The 14,887-nt window shown below is 32.9% G+C and carries 12 protein-coding genes; 7 read left to right on the top strand and 5 right to left on the bottom strand.

The features are described from left to right. Positions 1-10: 10 nt before the first annotated feature. From BP92_RS0109945 to BP92_RS0109930, 4 genes are all read left to right on the top strand, one after another. Positions 11-1,666: a DUF4270 domain-containing protein gene (locus tag BP92_RS0109945; RefSeq protein ID WP_035693260.1), complete on the top strand. Its 1,656-nt coding sequence runs from the start codon at positions 11-13 to the stop codon at positions 1,664-1,666. A gap of 6 nt (positions 1,667-1,672) precedes the next feature. Then, the gene (gene glmS, locus BP92_RS0109940; RefSeq protein ID WP_026725935.1) at positions 1,673-3,520 is read left to right on the top strand and encodes a glutamine--fructose-6-phosphate transaminase (isomerizing); all 1,848 of its coding nucleotides are present in this window, start codon (positions 1,673-1,675) and stop codon (positions 3,518-3,520) included. 152 nt (positions 3,521-3,672) lie between these two features. After that, complete coding sequence (gene atpD, locus BP92_RS0109935) at positions 3,673-5,184, top strand: F0F1 ATP synthase subunit beta (protein WP_026725934.1); 1,512 nt, start codon at positions 3,673-3,675, stop codon at positions 5,182-5,184. A 47-nt stretch (positions 5,185-5,231) separates the two neighbouring features. After that, on the top strand, positions 5,232-5,513 hold the full coding sequence (locus BP92_RS0109930) for a F0F1 ATP synthase subunit epsilon (protein ID WP_026725933.1): 282 nt from the start codon (positions 5,232-5,234) through the stop codon (positions 5,511-5,513). 50 nt (positions 5,514-5,563) lie between these two features. On the opposite strand, the gene BP92_RS0109925 is transcribed toward BP92_RS0109930, so the two are convergent. Then, entirely contained in the window at positions 5,564-7,060 is a 1,497-nt protein-coding gene (locus BP92_RS0109925) for an aminotransferase-like domain-containing protein (protein ID WP_026725932.1), read from the bottom strand. Between the two features lie 68 nt (positions 7,061-7,128). On the opposite strand from BP92_RS0109925, the gene BP92_RS0109920 reads away from it, so the two are divergent. After that, a complete protein-coding gene (locus BP92_RS0109920) occupies positions 7,129-8,952 on the top strand; it encodes a TonB-dependent receptor plug domain-containing protein (protein WP_026725931.1) in 1,824 nt (607 codons plus the stop codon). A 145-nt stretch (positions 8,953-9,097) separates the two neighbouring features. Here the strand turns inward: BP92_RS0109920 and BP92_RS0109915 are convergent, their stop codons facing one another. From BP92_RS0109915 to aspS, 3 genes are all read right to left on the bottom strand, one after another. Then, a complete protein-coding gene (locus BP92_RS0109915; RefSeq protein ID WP_008255794.1) occupies positions 9,098-9,298 on the bottom strand; it encodes a cold-shock protein in 201 nt (66 codons plus the stop codon). An 81-nt stretch (positions 9,299-9,379) separates the two neighbouring features. Next, entirely contained in the window at positions 9,380-9,610 is a 231-nt protein-coding gene (locus tag BP92_RS0109910; protein WP_026725930.1) for a hypothetical protein, read from the bottom strand. A 1-nt stretch (position 9,611) separates the two neighbouring features. Next, on the bottom strand, positions 9,612-11,357 hold the full coding sequence (gene aspS, locus BP92_RS0109905) for an aspartate--tRNA ligase (RefSeq protein WP_026725929.1): 1,746 nt from the start codon (positions 11,355-11,357) through the stop codon (positions 9,612-9,614). A gap of 139 nt (positions 11,358-11,496) precedes the next feature. Between aspS and BP92_RS0109900 the strand changes: the two genes are divergently transcribed. Together BP92_RS0109900 and BP92_RS0109895 are read left to right on the top strand one after the other, a co-directional pair. Beyond that, on the top strand, positions 11,497-12,501 hold the full coding sequence (locus BP92_RS0109900) for a TlpA family protein disulfide reductase (protein ID WP_026725928.1): 1,005 nt from the start codon (positions 11,497-11,499) through the stop codon (positions 12,499-12,501). 163 nt (positions 12,502-12,664) lie between these two features. Next, positions 12,665-13,009 carry a toxin-antitoxin system YwqK family antitoxin gene (locus BP92_RS0109895; protein WP_026725927.1) on the top strand — a complete coding sequence of 115 codons (345 nt, stop codon included), beginning with the start codon at positions 12,665-12,667 and terminating at the stop codon, positions 13,007-13,009. A gap of 51 nt (positions 13,010-13,060) precedes the next feature. Here the strand turns inward: BP92_RS0109895 and BP92_RS0109890 are convergent. Continuing rightward, positions 13,061-14,887, bottom strand: a 1,827-nt coding sequence (locus BP92_RS0109890) for an efflux RND transporter permease subunit (RefSeq protein ID WP_026725926.1), incomplete at its 5' end; no start/stop codon positions are given.

Below are 14,887 nucleotides of genomic sequence, written 5' to 3'. Positions count from 1 at the left end.
GTTTTCGGCTATGAAAAAAAGTTTTCTTAAAATATTTTCTGTAATTACAGTTGCTGTTACAATTATTTCTTGCGACAAAGATTTTAATAGTATTGGTTCTGATCTTGTTGATGATCCTCATTTTGATTTAGAGTCGGTGGACGATGTTCCTTTGTTGGCTTTTTCTAAAAGAACAGGCGCTGTACAAGCAAATAATTTACCTATTAATGCTCTAGGTGTATATAACAATCCTAAATTTGGAAAAACAACTGCAAATTTTGTTTCTCAATTAGAATTGGTGGCTCCAAGAGCTGATTATGGTACTGAAATTGAAATTGAACCTAATGATTCAGTTTATTTATATGTTCCATATTTTTCAACTAAAAAAGTTGTTGACAATGAAAATGTCTACACTTTAGATTCTATTTATGGCGATGTTGAAAGTACTATAAATCTAAAAATTTACGAAAATAAATATTATATCAGAGATTTTGAGCCAAATCCAAATCCTAGTGAGGTTGGATCTTATTCTCAAAAGTATTATTCTGATGATAAAAATTTGGTTGAATCTAATTTAACAGGTTTTCAATTAAATAACGGTTCAAATACTGAAGAGAATAGTCAGTTTAAATTTAAAAAAGACGAAATTATTATTTACAAAACAGATGGTAGTGGTAATTTTTTAGATTCATCAGGCGCAATTACAACTGATCCTGCAGAAAAAGTTGTAAAAGAAAAATTGGTTCCAGGTATGTGGATCAATTTAGATAAAGATTTTTTTAAAAATAAAGTGTTATTAGCAAATCCAAGTAATCTAATCAATAACAGTCTTTTTAAAGATTATTTTAGAGGGTTGTATTTTAAAGCGGAGGAGAATAGTGGTGAGGCTGGAGTTTTAGCAAAGCTAGATTTTTCGAGAGGATATATAACTGTTCAATATCACTCAACCATTTCAACGGTTAATACAAAAAGAAGTGTTAAGATTAAGCTAGGAGGAAATAGAATTAATTTCTTTGATAATGATATTTCAGGCTCAGTTTATGAAACAGGAATTAACAATTCTAATGAGTTAACAGGTGATGAAAGACTTTATGTAAAAGGCGGAGATGGTGCAGTTTCTTATATTGAATTATTTGGAGATGATGCAGACTCAAATGGTATTGCGGATAAATTAGAAGAAATACGTGCTAATAATTGGCTAATTAATGATGCGTATCTTAAATTTTATGTTGACGGAACTCATATGTCTGCTACTGGAGTTGATCAGCCTAAAAGAATTTACTTATTCAACGCAGGTGATAATACTCTTGTATATGATTATTTGGTAGATAATAGTGTTTCAGAAGATATAAAGAAAAATAAATTTATCTATGGAGGTCTTCTTGTAAAAGAAAATGATCAATACTATTACAAAATAAGAATAACAGAACAGTTAAAAAAATGGATTAATAGTGAAGATAAGTTTTTGAAGAGTGATATGAGATTGGGTTTAGTAGTTACTGAAAATATTAATCTTTCTGTTTCGGCTAGTTTAAGATATCCTTTTTTAGTTGGTTCAGATATCCAAAAAAATATTCCACTTGCTTCTGCTATAAATACATTGGGAACAATTTTATATGGAAATCATGTTAATGTTCCTGAAGATAAAAAATTGAAATTAAAAATTTATTATACTAAACCTAACTAGTATTATATGTGTGGAATTGTAGGTTATATTGGTCATAGAGATGCGTATCCTGTAATTATTAAAGGATTACATCGTTTAGAATACAGAGGTTACGATAGTGCCGGTATTGTATTATATGATGGAAAAGATTTAAAATTATCAAAAACCAAAGGAAAAGTTTCTGACCTTGAAGCTAAAGCGGAAAGCGAGAAAACGACTATTGGTAAAATAGGAATGGGACACACACGTTGGGCAACTCATGGAGTTCCTAATGACGTAAATTCGCATCCACATTTTTCAAATTCTGGAAAATTGGTGATTATTCATAATGGAATCATCGAAAATTACGAGCCATTAAAACAAGAATTAATCAAAAGAGGTTATACTTTTAAATCGGATACAGATACTGAGGTGTTGGTAAACTTGATTGAAGAAGTTAAGAAAAAAGAAAACTGTAAACTAGGAAAAGCAGTTCAAGTTGCATTAAACCAGGTTATTGGAGCTTATGCGATTGCAGTAATTGACGTGGAAAAACCAGATGAAATTATTGTAGCGCGTTTAGGTAGTCCATTGGCAATTGGAATTGGTGAAGATGAGTTTTTTATTGCATCAGATGCTACTCCTTTTATTGAATATACTTCAAACGCTATTTATTTAGAAGATGAAGAAATGGCAATTGTGCGTTTACACAAGCCATTAAAAGTTAGAAAAATTAAAGACGATTCATTGGTTGATCCTTATATTCAAGAACTTCAATTAAACTTGGAGCAAATTGAAAAAGGGGGTTACGATCATTTCATGATGAAAGAAATCTATGAGCAACCAAGCGTAATCAAAGATACTTACCGAGGAAGACTTTTGGCAAACAAAGGAATTATCCAAATGTCAGGTGTTGAAGATAATTTAGAAAAATTCTTAAATGCAAAACGAATCCTAATTGTGGCTTGTGGAACTTCATGGCACGCAGGATTAGTAGCAGAATATATTATTGAAGAATTTTCAAGAATTCCAGTTGAAGTAGAATATGCTTCAGAATTCCGATATAGAAATCCAATCATTAATAAAGATGATGTAGTTATCGCAATTTCACAATCTGGTGAAACGGCAGATACTTTGGCAGCAATTAAATTAGCTAAAGAAAACGGAGCTTTTGTATTTGGAGTTTGTAATGTAGTAGGTTCGTCAATTTCTCGCGAAACGCATGCAGGTGCTTACACGCACGCAGGTCCAGAAATCGGAGTAGCTTCAACAAAAGCGTTTACTACGCAAATTACAATTCTTACTTTGTTAGCGCTACGTTTAGCAAAAGCAAAAGGAACAATGAGTAATTCAGATTACCAACGTTATTTGTTGGAATTAGAATTAATACCAGAAAAAGTGCAAGAAGCTTTATTGACTAATGATGTTGCTAAACAAATTGCCGAAATTTACAAAGACGCAACAAATTGTTTGTACTTAGGAAGAGGTTATAACTTCCCAGTAGCTTTAGAAGGCGCATTAAAATTAAAAGAAATTTCATATATCCACGCAGAAGGGTATCCAGCAGCAGAAATGAAGCACGGACCAATTGCTTTGATTGACGAATCTATGCCGGTAATTGTAATTGCTCCAAACAAAGGACATTACGATAAAGTGGTAAGTAATATTCAAGAAATAAAATCAAGAAGCGGAAAAATTATTGCTGTAGTTACTAAAGGAGATACACAAGTAAAAGCTTTAGCAGACCACGTAATTGAAATTCCAGAAACCAACGAACCGTTTACACCATTGTTGACTACAATTCCGTTACAATTACTATCGTATCACATTGCAGTTCTTAGAGGTTGTAATGTTGATCAGCCTAGGAATTTAGCAAAATCCGTTACTGTAGAATAACATTTTAAAAGCGAAATTGGAAGATTTCGCTTTTTTATTGCAAAAAATTCAAAAAATAAATTGCAAAATTGTTTTAGAAAAAACTATCTTTGCACTCGGAAAAATACATCATTTTTTCAACATTAATTAGCTATTAAATAAATACATAAGCAATGTCTAGAATCACAGGAAAAGTTGCACAAATTATCGGGCCAGTTGTTGACGTCGTTTTCAACGATTCAAATAACGAATTACCTAAAATTTACGATTCATTAGAAATCACTAAAAAAGATGGTACTTTATTAGTACTTGAAGTTCAATCTCACATTGGTGAAAACACTGTTCGTACCATTTCTATGGACTCTACAGATGGTTTGTCAAGAGGAGCGGAAGTAGTTGCTACTGGTGCTGCAATTCAAATGCCAATTGGAGCAGACGTTTTTGGTCGTTTATTTAATGTAATTGGTGATGCAATCGACGGTTTAGGAGATTTACCTAAATCAGGTGCAAATGGTTTACCAATCCACAGACCAGCTCCAAAATTTGAAGACTTATCAACTTCTTCTGAAGTTTTATTTACAGGTATTAAAGTAATCGACCTTATTGAGCCTTACGCAAAAGGAGGTAAAATTGGATTATTTGGTGGTGCCGGAGTAGGTAAAACAGTATTGATTCAGGAGTTGATTAACAATATTGCAAAAGGTCACGGTGGACTTTCTGTATTCGCAGGAGTAGGAGAAAGAACACGTGAAGGAAATGACTTACTTCGTGAGATGTTAGAGTCAGGAATTATTAAATACGGTGAAGAATTCATGCACTCTATGGAAAATGGAGGATGGGATTTATCTAAAGTAGATATGCCAGGAATGAGAGAGTCTAAAGCTACTTTCGTTTTCGGACAAATGAATGAGCCACCTGGAGCTCGTGCTCGTGTAGCACTTTCAGGATTATCTATCGCTGAGTATTTCCGTGATGGAGCTGGATCTGACCAAGGTAAAGACGTATTATTCTTCGTTGATAATATCTTCCGTTTTACACAAGCAGGTTCTGAAGTATCGGCTTTATTAGGTCGTATGCCATCTGCGGTAGGTTACCAACCTACATTAGCAACTGAGATGGGTGCTATGCAAGAGCGTATTACTTCAACTAAAAAAGGATCTATTACATCTGTACAAGCGGTTTACGTACCTGCGGATGACTTAACTGACCCTGCACCAGCAACAACGTTTGCTCACTTAGATGCAACAACTGTATTGTCTCGTAAAATTGCTGAGTTAGGTATTTATCCAGCGGTAGATCCATTAGATTCTACTTCTCGTATCTTAACTCCAGAAATCTTAGGAAAAGAACACTATGAGTGTGCTCAAAGAGTAAAAGAGATTCTTCAAAAATACAAACAATTACAAGATATCATTGCCATCTTAGGTATGGAAGAGTTATCTGAAGAAGATAAATTAGCAGTATCTCGTGCACGTCGTGTACAACGTTTCTTATCTCAACCTTTCCACGTAGCGGAGCAATTTACAGGTATTCCTGGAGTATTGGTTGATATCAAAGAAACTATCAAAGGATTTAACATGATTATGGATGGTGAATTAGACCACTTACCAGAAGCAGCGTTCAACCTTAAAGGTACTATCGAAGAAGCTATCGAAGCTGGACAAAAAATGTTAGCAGAGGCATAATTTTTAATAGCTTAAAGCCTAAAGCTTAAAGCCTAAAGCATAAAAAAATGATTTTAGAAATAGTATCACCAGAAGCTACATTGTTTAAAGGAGAAGTTACTTCGGTAGCAGTTCCTGGAATTAACGGTGAGTTTCAAATGCTAAATAATCACGCGCCTATTGTTTCATTATTGGCAAAAGGAAACGTGAAAATCAATGCTCAAAACATTAAAATTGAAAAAGAATTCGTTTCTAAATTCAATAAAGTAAATGAGCAAACGTATTGGTTACCTATTAATTCAGGTACCATCGAAATGAATGAAAACAAGATTATTGTTTTAGCTGACTAAGACAATAAGATTATAGTAAAAAGTCCTGCAATTTGCGGGACTTTTTTTTATTACTTTGTGATTGAATTATATGCAAGATTTAATTTGCTTATTACAATTTCAATTTCTTCTTCATTCAAATGTCCAAATCCAAAACGGATGGCACAGGTGTTTTTATCTTGATAAAGAATGGTCTTTGGCAGAAAGACATCTAATTTCGAAACTTCTTCAGCAAGTTGAATTAATGATATTGAAGGGTTAAATTCAATCCAAATGGCTAATCCACCGGAAGGCTTTTTATATCCAATAACTTCATTGAAATAACGCTTGAAACATTCGCAAGCAAAATCCCTTCTTTGTTTGTAAATGATGGTATTCTTTTTCAGTAAACGATGAATTTCACCTTCATAAATTAATTCCGAAAGCACTTGTTCTTGAATCAAATCGCCTTGTTTGTCTAACATTTGTAGGTAGTTTTTTGCTTCCAAAATCAAATTTTCTGGAGCTACCACAAATCCCGTTTGAAAACTAGGAAATAACGATTGGCCTAACTTTCCAAGATAAATTACCATTCCATTTCCGTCTGAACTTGCCATGGGCAACATAGCGGAACCGTCGAGTTGAAAATCATAATCAAAATCATCTTCAATTATGGCAAATTGGTATTTCTTGGCAAGCTGTAAAAGATGTAATCTTCGTTCGGCAGACAAAGTGTTTGTAGTAGGATAATCGCGATTAGAACACACATAAACACATCGAATTTTTCCTTTTGTAAAATGCTTTTCAATATAATTGATGTCTAATCCATTTTCATCAACGGGAATAGTTTTAATATCGGCTCCAGCTTCTTGAAAAATCATATTGGCATTATAATTACTCAAATTACCGACCAAAACAACATCTTTTTTACGAATTAAAAGTTGCGAGATGATGTATAAACTCATTTCGGTACTTCGTGTACTGATTAAATTTGTGGGTTTGATGTGAAATCCTCTCGTTGCATTTAAAAAATTGCATAATTGATTTTCAAATGTAGAATAGCTGTTTTTTGATGTATTGTTCCATTTTGAAATCAACGATTTTCGTTTCATTGATGTGCCATACCATTTTGAAAACTCGTGAATAGGATGCAATCGTAAATCGGGTTGACCATCGTTTAAAATGTATTTTGCTTCCGAAAATTCTTGTGTTGATGCCAAGTGAAACGAAGTTTGAAAAGGAAATCCTGTCGTTTTAGGATAACTATAAGCATCGTTTATTTTATTGGAACGTGCTTTGATAGTAGCTGTTTTTGGTTTTGGAACTAAAATAAAAGTCCCTTTGTTTGGAATAATTTCAACCCAACCTTGCGAAGCTAATTCTTCATAAACTGCAACAGCTGTATTTCTGTGAATGTTGAGTAATTGACTGAAAATTCGGGTACCAGGTAAAGCTGTTCCTTCTTTAAGATACCTTCTTTGAACAGCATTTATAATTTGTTGGGAAATTTGAATATACACCGAAGTAGCACTCGTTTTATCAAAGTGAATAAGTTCTTTTAGTAACACATTAACCGGACTATCTTTCATTTTAAAACTGGACTATTTTAATCGTCCGGAAAGTTACGACTTTTGCACCGTTTTAAAATAAACTTCAAATGAAAAACAAATACTTTTTATATGTCTTGCTTTTTGGCTCTATAGTAGGAAATGCACAAGAAACAGAATTAAAAACAGATTCTCTTAAAGAAGTTGTAGTTACTTCTTCTCGTATTGATTTGCCTTTTAAAGAAAATTCAAGAACAATTCAAATTGTTACCGCTGAAGATATCAAAAAACTGGGAATTACAAATGTTGCTGATGCATTACAACAACTTGCAGGAATTGACGTAAGACGCCAAGGTGTAAACGGAATGCAAGCCGATTTATATATCAGAGGTGGAGGTTTTGATCAAACGTTATTACTTATTGATGGAATTAAAGTTGATGATCCGCAAACAGGACATCACACGATGAATTTAGCTTTACCAATTGAAGTTATTAAAAGAATTGAAGTTGTTAAAGGGCCTGCTGCACGCGTTTTTGGACAAAATGCCTTCACAGGAGCTGTTAACATTGTAACAAAAGACGTTGAAGAAAATTCTTTGATTGCAAAAGTACAAGGTGGTTCTTTTGGTCAATTTATTGCTGAAGCTACTGGTACAGTTAGTTTAAAAGAGAGTAGTCATATCGTACATTTTTCTAAAAACTTTTCAGAAGGATATCGTCATAATACCGATTTTGATAACACCAATTATGTATTGAAAAGTCAATTCAATAAAAATAAATTACCAATTGAATTACTGACAACTTATTCAGAAAGAAAATTTGGTGCAAATGGTTTTTACGGAATTCCATCAGCAACTGAGCAATATGAAGAAACACAAGCGAGTTTAGTTGGACTTTCAACAGTGATTAAAAATGGAAATTTCACTTGGAAACCAAGAGTGTATTGGAGAAGAAATCAAGATGAATATCACTACATAAGAAGCAATCCTTCTATTTATAGAAATTTACATATTACCAATAAGTTTGCTGCCGAATTAAATGGTTCGTATGAATCAAAAGTTGGAATCACTGGTTTCGGTGTTGAAATGGCTAAGTATTACATTTCAAGTAATCGATTAGGTGATAATTCAAGAGAAATGGCTTCTGTGTTTTTAGAACATCGTTTTCAGTTTTTGGATAAAAAATTCGATATAACGCCAGGAGTTGCTGTTTCTTATTTTTCTGATTTTGACAGCAAAGCATTTCCAGGATTAGATTTAGGTTATCAAGTTTCCTCAAATGTTAGGCTATATGGAAACATTGGATATACTTATCGAGTTCCAACATATACTGATTTGTATTATATAGGTCCACAAGCCATTGGTAACGAAAATTTACAACCAGAAGAAGCTGTTTCGGAAGAAATTGGAGTGAAATGGTTAACTAAAAAGTTTGATTTTACGTTTGCAGCATTTAATAGAGATTCAAATGATTTGATAGATTATGTAAGATTAACAGAATCAGATGTGGTTTATACGCCTCAAAACATTCAGGATGTAAACACACAAGGTTTTGAAACCAATATGGAATATAGATTTACTGTAAATGCTTTGCAGCAAAAAATTAAATTAGGATATACTTTTATAGAAGACGATGTTAAGCAAACGAGTGCTGCTTATTCAAGATATTCCATTAATTCTATGAAACACCAATTTGTTGGAAATTATGCAATGGAATGGTTCAAGAATTTTAGTAATTCTATTGGATATAGATATGTAGAAAGAACTTCTGGAATTAGTTATAATATTTGGGATGTAAGTGCATCATACAAATTAAAAGAGTTGGAATTCTCGATTTACGCTAATAATATTTTCAACACAGAGTATGTTGAAGCAGGAATGGTGCCAATGCCAAAAGGAAATATTTTATTTGGAGTAAAGTATTTATTTAAGTAAAATATGGTTTGATTAGTTTAAAAGGGCTACAGTAATGTAGCTCTTTTTTTATGGAATAAAGTTATATTGATAAATATATGGTATAAAAAAAGTCCCGATTTAATCGGGACTTTGTTCTTTCTAGGTAATCAAAAAATAATATATATTAGTCTTCGATAACTACTACTTGAGCAGCTACTTTACCTTTTCTTCCTTCTTCTTCTTCGTAACTAACAGCATCACCTTCATTTAAAGATTCAACTCTCATTCCGCTAGCGTGTACGAAAATGTCTTTTCCAGTTTCATCATCAGTAATAAAACCGTAACCTTTTGATTCATTGAAGAACTTAACTTTACCTGTTCTCATTTTGTATTGTAAAAAATTAATAATTATCAAAGATATACTTATTTACGACACAAACAAGAAAAAGTTAAAAATATTTAAAAATTACTGATTATCAGTACCTTCTTTTTTCTTTAAACCTAAGTTTAGCATCCTGTCTCTAGTTTCTTTGTTTTTAAATCTCGAATATAAAAATAAAGGCATAAGAACAAAAGCAGCTAAAAGAACTCCAATTCCAATCCATTTATCGCCATTTAAGCCACTATTCTTTTGAAAATATCCAAAAGAAATTAAGCAAGCAATGATTACGATAAGACCAATTAGAACCTTTTTCATTTTATCTTAGTTTAATGTGTAATTCTTGTAATTGTGCTTCATCAATAGTTGAAGGCGCATCAATCATTACATCTCTTCCTGAATTATTTTTAGGGAATGCAATAAAATCACGAATCGTTTCTTGTCCGCCTAAAATAGAAACCAATCTATCTAAACCGAATGCTAAACCTCCATGTGGTGGTGCTCCAAACTCGAAAGCGTTCATTAAGAATCCAAACTGAGCCAAAGCTTCTTCTTTACTAAATCCTAATAAATCAAACATTCTTGATTGCAATTCTCTGTCGTGAATACGAATAGAACCTCCACCAATTTCGTTTCCGTTTAATACCATATCATACGCATTAGCACGAACTTTTCCTGGTTCGGTTTCAATTAATGCCATGTCTTCTGGTTTTGGAGAGGTAAATGGATGGTGCATTGCGTGGTATCTACCGCTTTCTTCATCCCATTCTAATAATGGAAAATCAACCACCCACAATGGTGCAAATTCGTCAGATTTTCTCAAACCTAAACGAGTAGCAACTTCCATTCTTAAAGCAGATAATTGCGTTCTCACTTTGTTTGCATTACCCGATAAAATTAAAATTAAATCACCTGGTTTAGCATTGGTAATTTCGGCCCATTTTTTCAAATCTTCTTGATCGTAGAATTTATCTACTGATGATTTGAAAGTTCCATCTTCTTCACATTTTACATATACCATTCCCGAAGCTCCAACTTGTGGGCGTTTAACCCAATCAATTAAAGCGTCAATTTCTTTTCTTGTGTAATTTGCACAGCCTGGTGCAGCGATTCCTACTACTAATTCTGCTGAATTGAATACTGGGAAATCTTTATGTTGCGCTACAGCATTTAGCTCACCAAATTTCATTTCAAAACGAATATCTGGTTTGTCATTACCGTAGGTTTTCATGGCGTAATCGTAAGTAATTCTTGGGAATTTATCTACTTCAATTCCTTTGATTTCTTTTAGTAAATGACGCGTTAAGCCTTCGAACATATCTAAAATATCTTCTTGCTCTACGAATGCCATTTCGCAGTCAATTTGTGTAAATTCTGGTTGACGGTCAGCACGTAAATCTTCGTCACGGAAACATTTTACAATTTGGAAATATTTATCCATTCCACCTACCATCAATAACTGTTTAAACGTTTGTGGCGATTGTGGAAGTGCATAAAACTGTCCTTCGTTCATTCTACTTGGTACAACGAAATCACGTGCGCCTTCTGGAGTAGATTTAATTAAATAAGGCGTTTCTACATCGCAAAAACCTTGGTCAGAAAGGTATTTTCTAACTTCCATCGATACTTTATGACGGAACAATAAGTTGTTTTTAACCGGATTTCTTCGGATATCTAAATAACGATATTTCATACGAATGTCTTCACCACCATCAGTTTCATCTTCAATAGTGAATGGAGGCAATTGTGCTTCGTTTAAAATAGTTAATTCAGAAACTAAAATTTCAATGTCACCCGTTGCCATATTTGGGTTTTTAGAAACACGCTCAATAACAGTTCCTTTGATTTGAATAACAAATTCTCTTCCTAAAGATTTTGCTTTTTCAATAACGGCTTTGTCGGTTCTTTGTTCGTCAAAGATTAATTGTGTGATTCCGTATCGATCACGTAAATCAACCCAAATCATAAATCCTTTATCTCTCGATTTTTGAACCCAACCTGCAAGGGTAACTTCTGTATTAATATGTGATGCGTTTAATTCGCCGCAATTATGACTTCTGTACATTTTGAAAAATTTTATGCAAAAGTAAGAACAAAAAAGAAAATTTTTGTTTTCAATTGTTAATAATAATAGAATTTTAATTCGTTATTTTTCGTTTTATAAAATAATAATATAATTTTACACAAACCTTATAACACATTTTATGAAAAAACTAGTTTATTTATTAGTATTATCAGTCGGTTTTTCTTTTGCACAAACTACTACAAAAGAAAAAGTAAAATTTTCGGCTAAAATTGAAAACAGAAATAGTGACACGTTAACTGTTTTTGGCCCAAATAAATTCAAACAAGTAATCCCAATTAATAAAAAAGGAGTTTTTGAAGCTTCTTTTGAAGTAACGGATGGGTTACATCAATTTAGTGATGGGTCAGAATCTTCAATGATGTATTTAAGAGGAGGCGATGATATCAAATTAACATTGGATGCAAAAGAATTTGACGAAACAATTGTTTACACTGGAAAAGGTTCGAAAGAAAGTAACTTTCTAGCTCAAAAAGCATTGTCAGATGAGAAATTTGAAATGGAGCTTGAAGGTTTATTAGAAAAAGACGAAGCTACTTTTAAGGCTGCTCTTGATAAAAAAGCAAAAGAAGATTTAGCAAAATTAGAAAGTGCTGGTTTAGATGAAAAATTAGTAAGCGCTTTAAAACCAAGAATTGTCCAAGAAGGCATGATGCTAGCGCAATATTATAATCAAAAAGCGGCTGCAAAAAAAGTAGAAGGTACTGCAGCTCCTTCTTTTGATTATGAAAACCACAAAGGTGGAAAAACGAAATTAGAAGATTTAAGAGGGAAATATGTGTATATCGATGTTTGGGCAACATGGTGTGGTCCATGTAGAGCAGAAATTCCTCATTTAAAGAAAATTGAGGAAAAATATCATGGTAAAAACATTGAATTCGTTAGTATTTCGGTTGATGTAGATAAAGATCATGAGAAATGGCAAAAATTTGTTACGGAAAAGCAATTAGGAGGAATTCAATTGTTTGCTGATAAAAACTGGATGTCAGATTTTATCAAAGCATTTGGAATTAATTCGATTCCTAGATTCTTATTAATTGATCCTACAGGTAAAGTTGTAAAAGCTGATGCGCCAAGACCATCATCTCCTTTATTAGTAGAATTATTAGATGGTTTAGTGAAATAATCTAACATATATTTATATTTAATTTAAAGCCAATACATTACGTATTGGCTTTTTCAATGTTAAGTTTTTACTCAATGTTACCAAATTGTTAAGTAAAAGTTTTTTTATTGTAAATTATATTTTATATTTGTTACTGTAATGTTAACCTATAAAAGAAAAGAGTATGAAAAAAGTAGCAATTGCAGTAGTATTATTGGTTTCGAGTTTGTCATTTGCACAAGAAGTAAAACCAAAATTAGAAGTGGTTGACCAAATGGTAAAAGCAACATATTATTATGATAACGGACAAGTAAAACAAGAAGGGTATTACTTAGACGGAAAATTACATGGAAAATGGATGGCTTATAACGAAGATGGTACTAAACAAACCATGGGCGAATATAACAAAGGTACTAAAACTGGAAAGTGGTTTTTCTGGAGTGAAGATTCTTTAAGCGAAGTTGATTTTTCAGATAGCAGAATTGCTGAAGTAAAAAAATGGTCAAAAGACGTTTTAGTTAAAAACTAATTCAATTTGAAGTATAAAAAAAGTCCCGATTAAATCGGGACTTTTTTGTTGTTATAATGTGTGTTTCGGGTTAAAACCGTCTTCACTTAATTCTTGGTGAACATAATCGGCAACCATTTCGGCTTCATAATCTGTTTTTTCTCCTTTAGAGAATTTAGAGATTATTTTCTCCATGATTTCATAGATTACAGGAACCACGATTAAGGTTAAGAATAACGATGAAATTAATCCACCAATAATTACCCAAGCCAAACCGTTTTTCCATTCTGCTCCAGCTCCAGAAGCTAATGCAATTGGGAACATACCAAATACCATCGCAATCGTAGTCATTAAAATTGGACGCAACCTTGCATGATTCGCTTGAATTAATGCCGTTCTAATACTTTCTCCTGCTTTACGTCTTTGATTCGTATAATCCACCAACATAATCGCATTTTTACACACCAGACCAATTAGCATGATGATACCTAAGATGGTGAAAATATTCAATGTATTATTTGTTAAAGCTAAAGCTAACATAGCTCCAATAAACGAAAGCGGAATCGCAAATAATACTACAAATGGATGCACAAAACTGTCGTATAACGAAACCATAACAAGGTAAACCAAGATAATAGCTGCTAATAAAGCAATTCCAAGTGTTCCAAAACCTTCTGATTGGTTTTCCATATCACCACCCCAAATGTAATCTACACCTGTAGGTTTTTCTAATTTATCAATTTTTTCTTGCCATTGCGATACAATAGTTCCCGAAGCAACTCCCACATTTTGACCTTTTACAGTTACCGATGCTGATTTGTCTCTTCTTTCTAATTCACTTGGACCAGAACTTTCAGAAACCGTTGCAAATTGAATTAATTTGATTTGTTCACCTCTATCGTTTATGAAAATTAAATTACTTACATCTTCAATACTTTTTCTGTCGAATGCATTGTATTTAATGTTGATGTCATATTCGTATTCACCCGCTCTAAATTTGCCATCAGTGTTTCCACTAAATGCGGTTTGCATCGTCATACCTACAGTTTGTAAACTTAATCCAAGCGCAGCCATTTTATCTCTATCCACTTGAACGTTTACTTCTGGATTTCCATCTTCTACAGATAATTCAATTTCTGTTGCTCCAGGAATCGTACGTAATTCTTTTTCAGCCGCTTTTGCAAATGCCATAGCTGTTTCCACATTTGGACCCGTAACAATTAAACCTAAAGTAGCGTCTTCAGCAGTTCCTAAAATACCTACTGGAACCGTTTTAACTTTTGCTCCAACTAAGATTTTCTCTAATTTACGTTTTGTTTTGGCAGCATAAACGTTTGCTGGTTCATCACGTTTGTCTAAACCAACCATTTTTACGTTAATCTCAGATTTATAAGCAGTTGCTTGAGAAGCTCCTAAACCTTCACTCGTTTGACCAATAGTTGTAATTTGACTGTGAACGAATGGTTCTTTTTTCAGGAAAGCTTCTGCTTTTTGCGTCATAAAGTTGGTTTGTTCTAACGAAGCGTCTTTTGGCATTTCAATTTGAACTAAAAACTCACCACTATCAGATGCTGCGAAGAATTCACCACCAATAAATCCACCACCCATTAATCCGATTGTTGATCCAAAAAACAATACTAAAACAACTACAATAGTTTTTATATAATGATCTAAACACCAAGTTAACAATCCTGAAACCCAGTCTGTAAAACGAGTTAAATAGCTTTCAAATCCAAGAATGATTTTTCCAAACAAGTTTTTACCTTCAATATGTTCTAACTTTCCATAACGAGAAGACAACCATGGAATAATTGTAAATGAAGCTACTAATGACAATAAAGTAGAGATGATAACCGTAACGCAGAATTGCGTAATAATGTTTGAAACTAATCCTGTACT

Source organism: Flavobacterium sasangense DSM 21067 (assembly GCF_000686885.1).
Classification (GTDB): domain Bacteria; phylum Bacteroidota; class Bacteroidia; order Flavobacteriales; family Flavobacteriaceae; genus Flavobacterium; species Flavobacterium sasangense.
The sequence above is the reverse complement of the archived record's forward strand: the minus strand, read 5'-3'. Positions and strand labels throughout refer to the sequence as shown.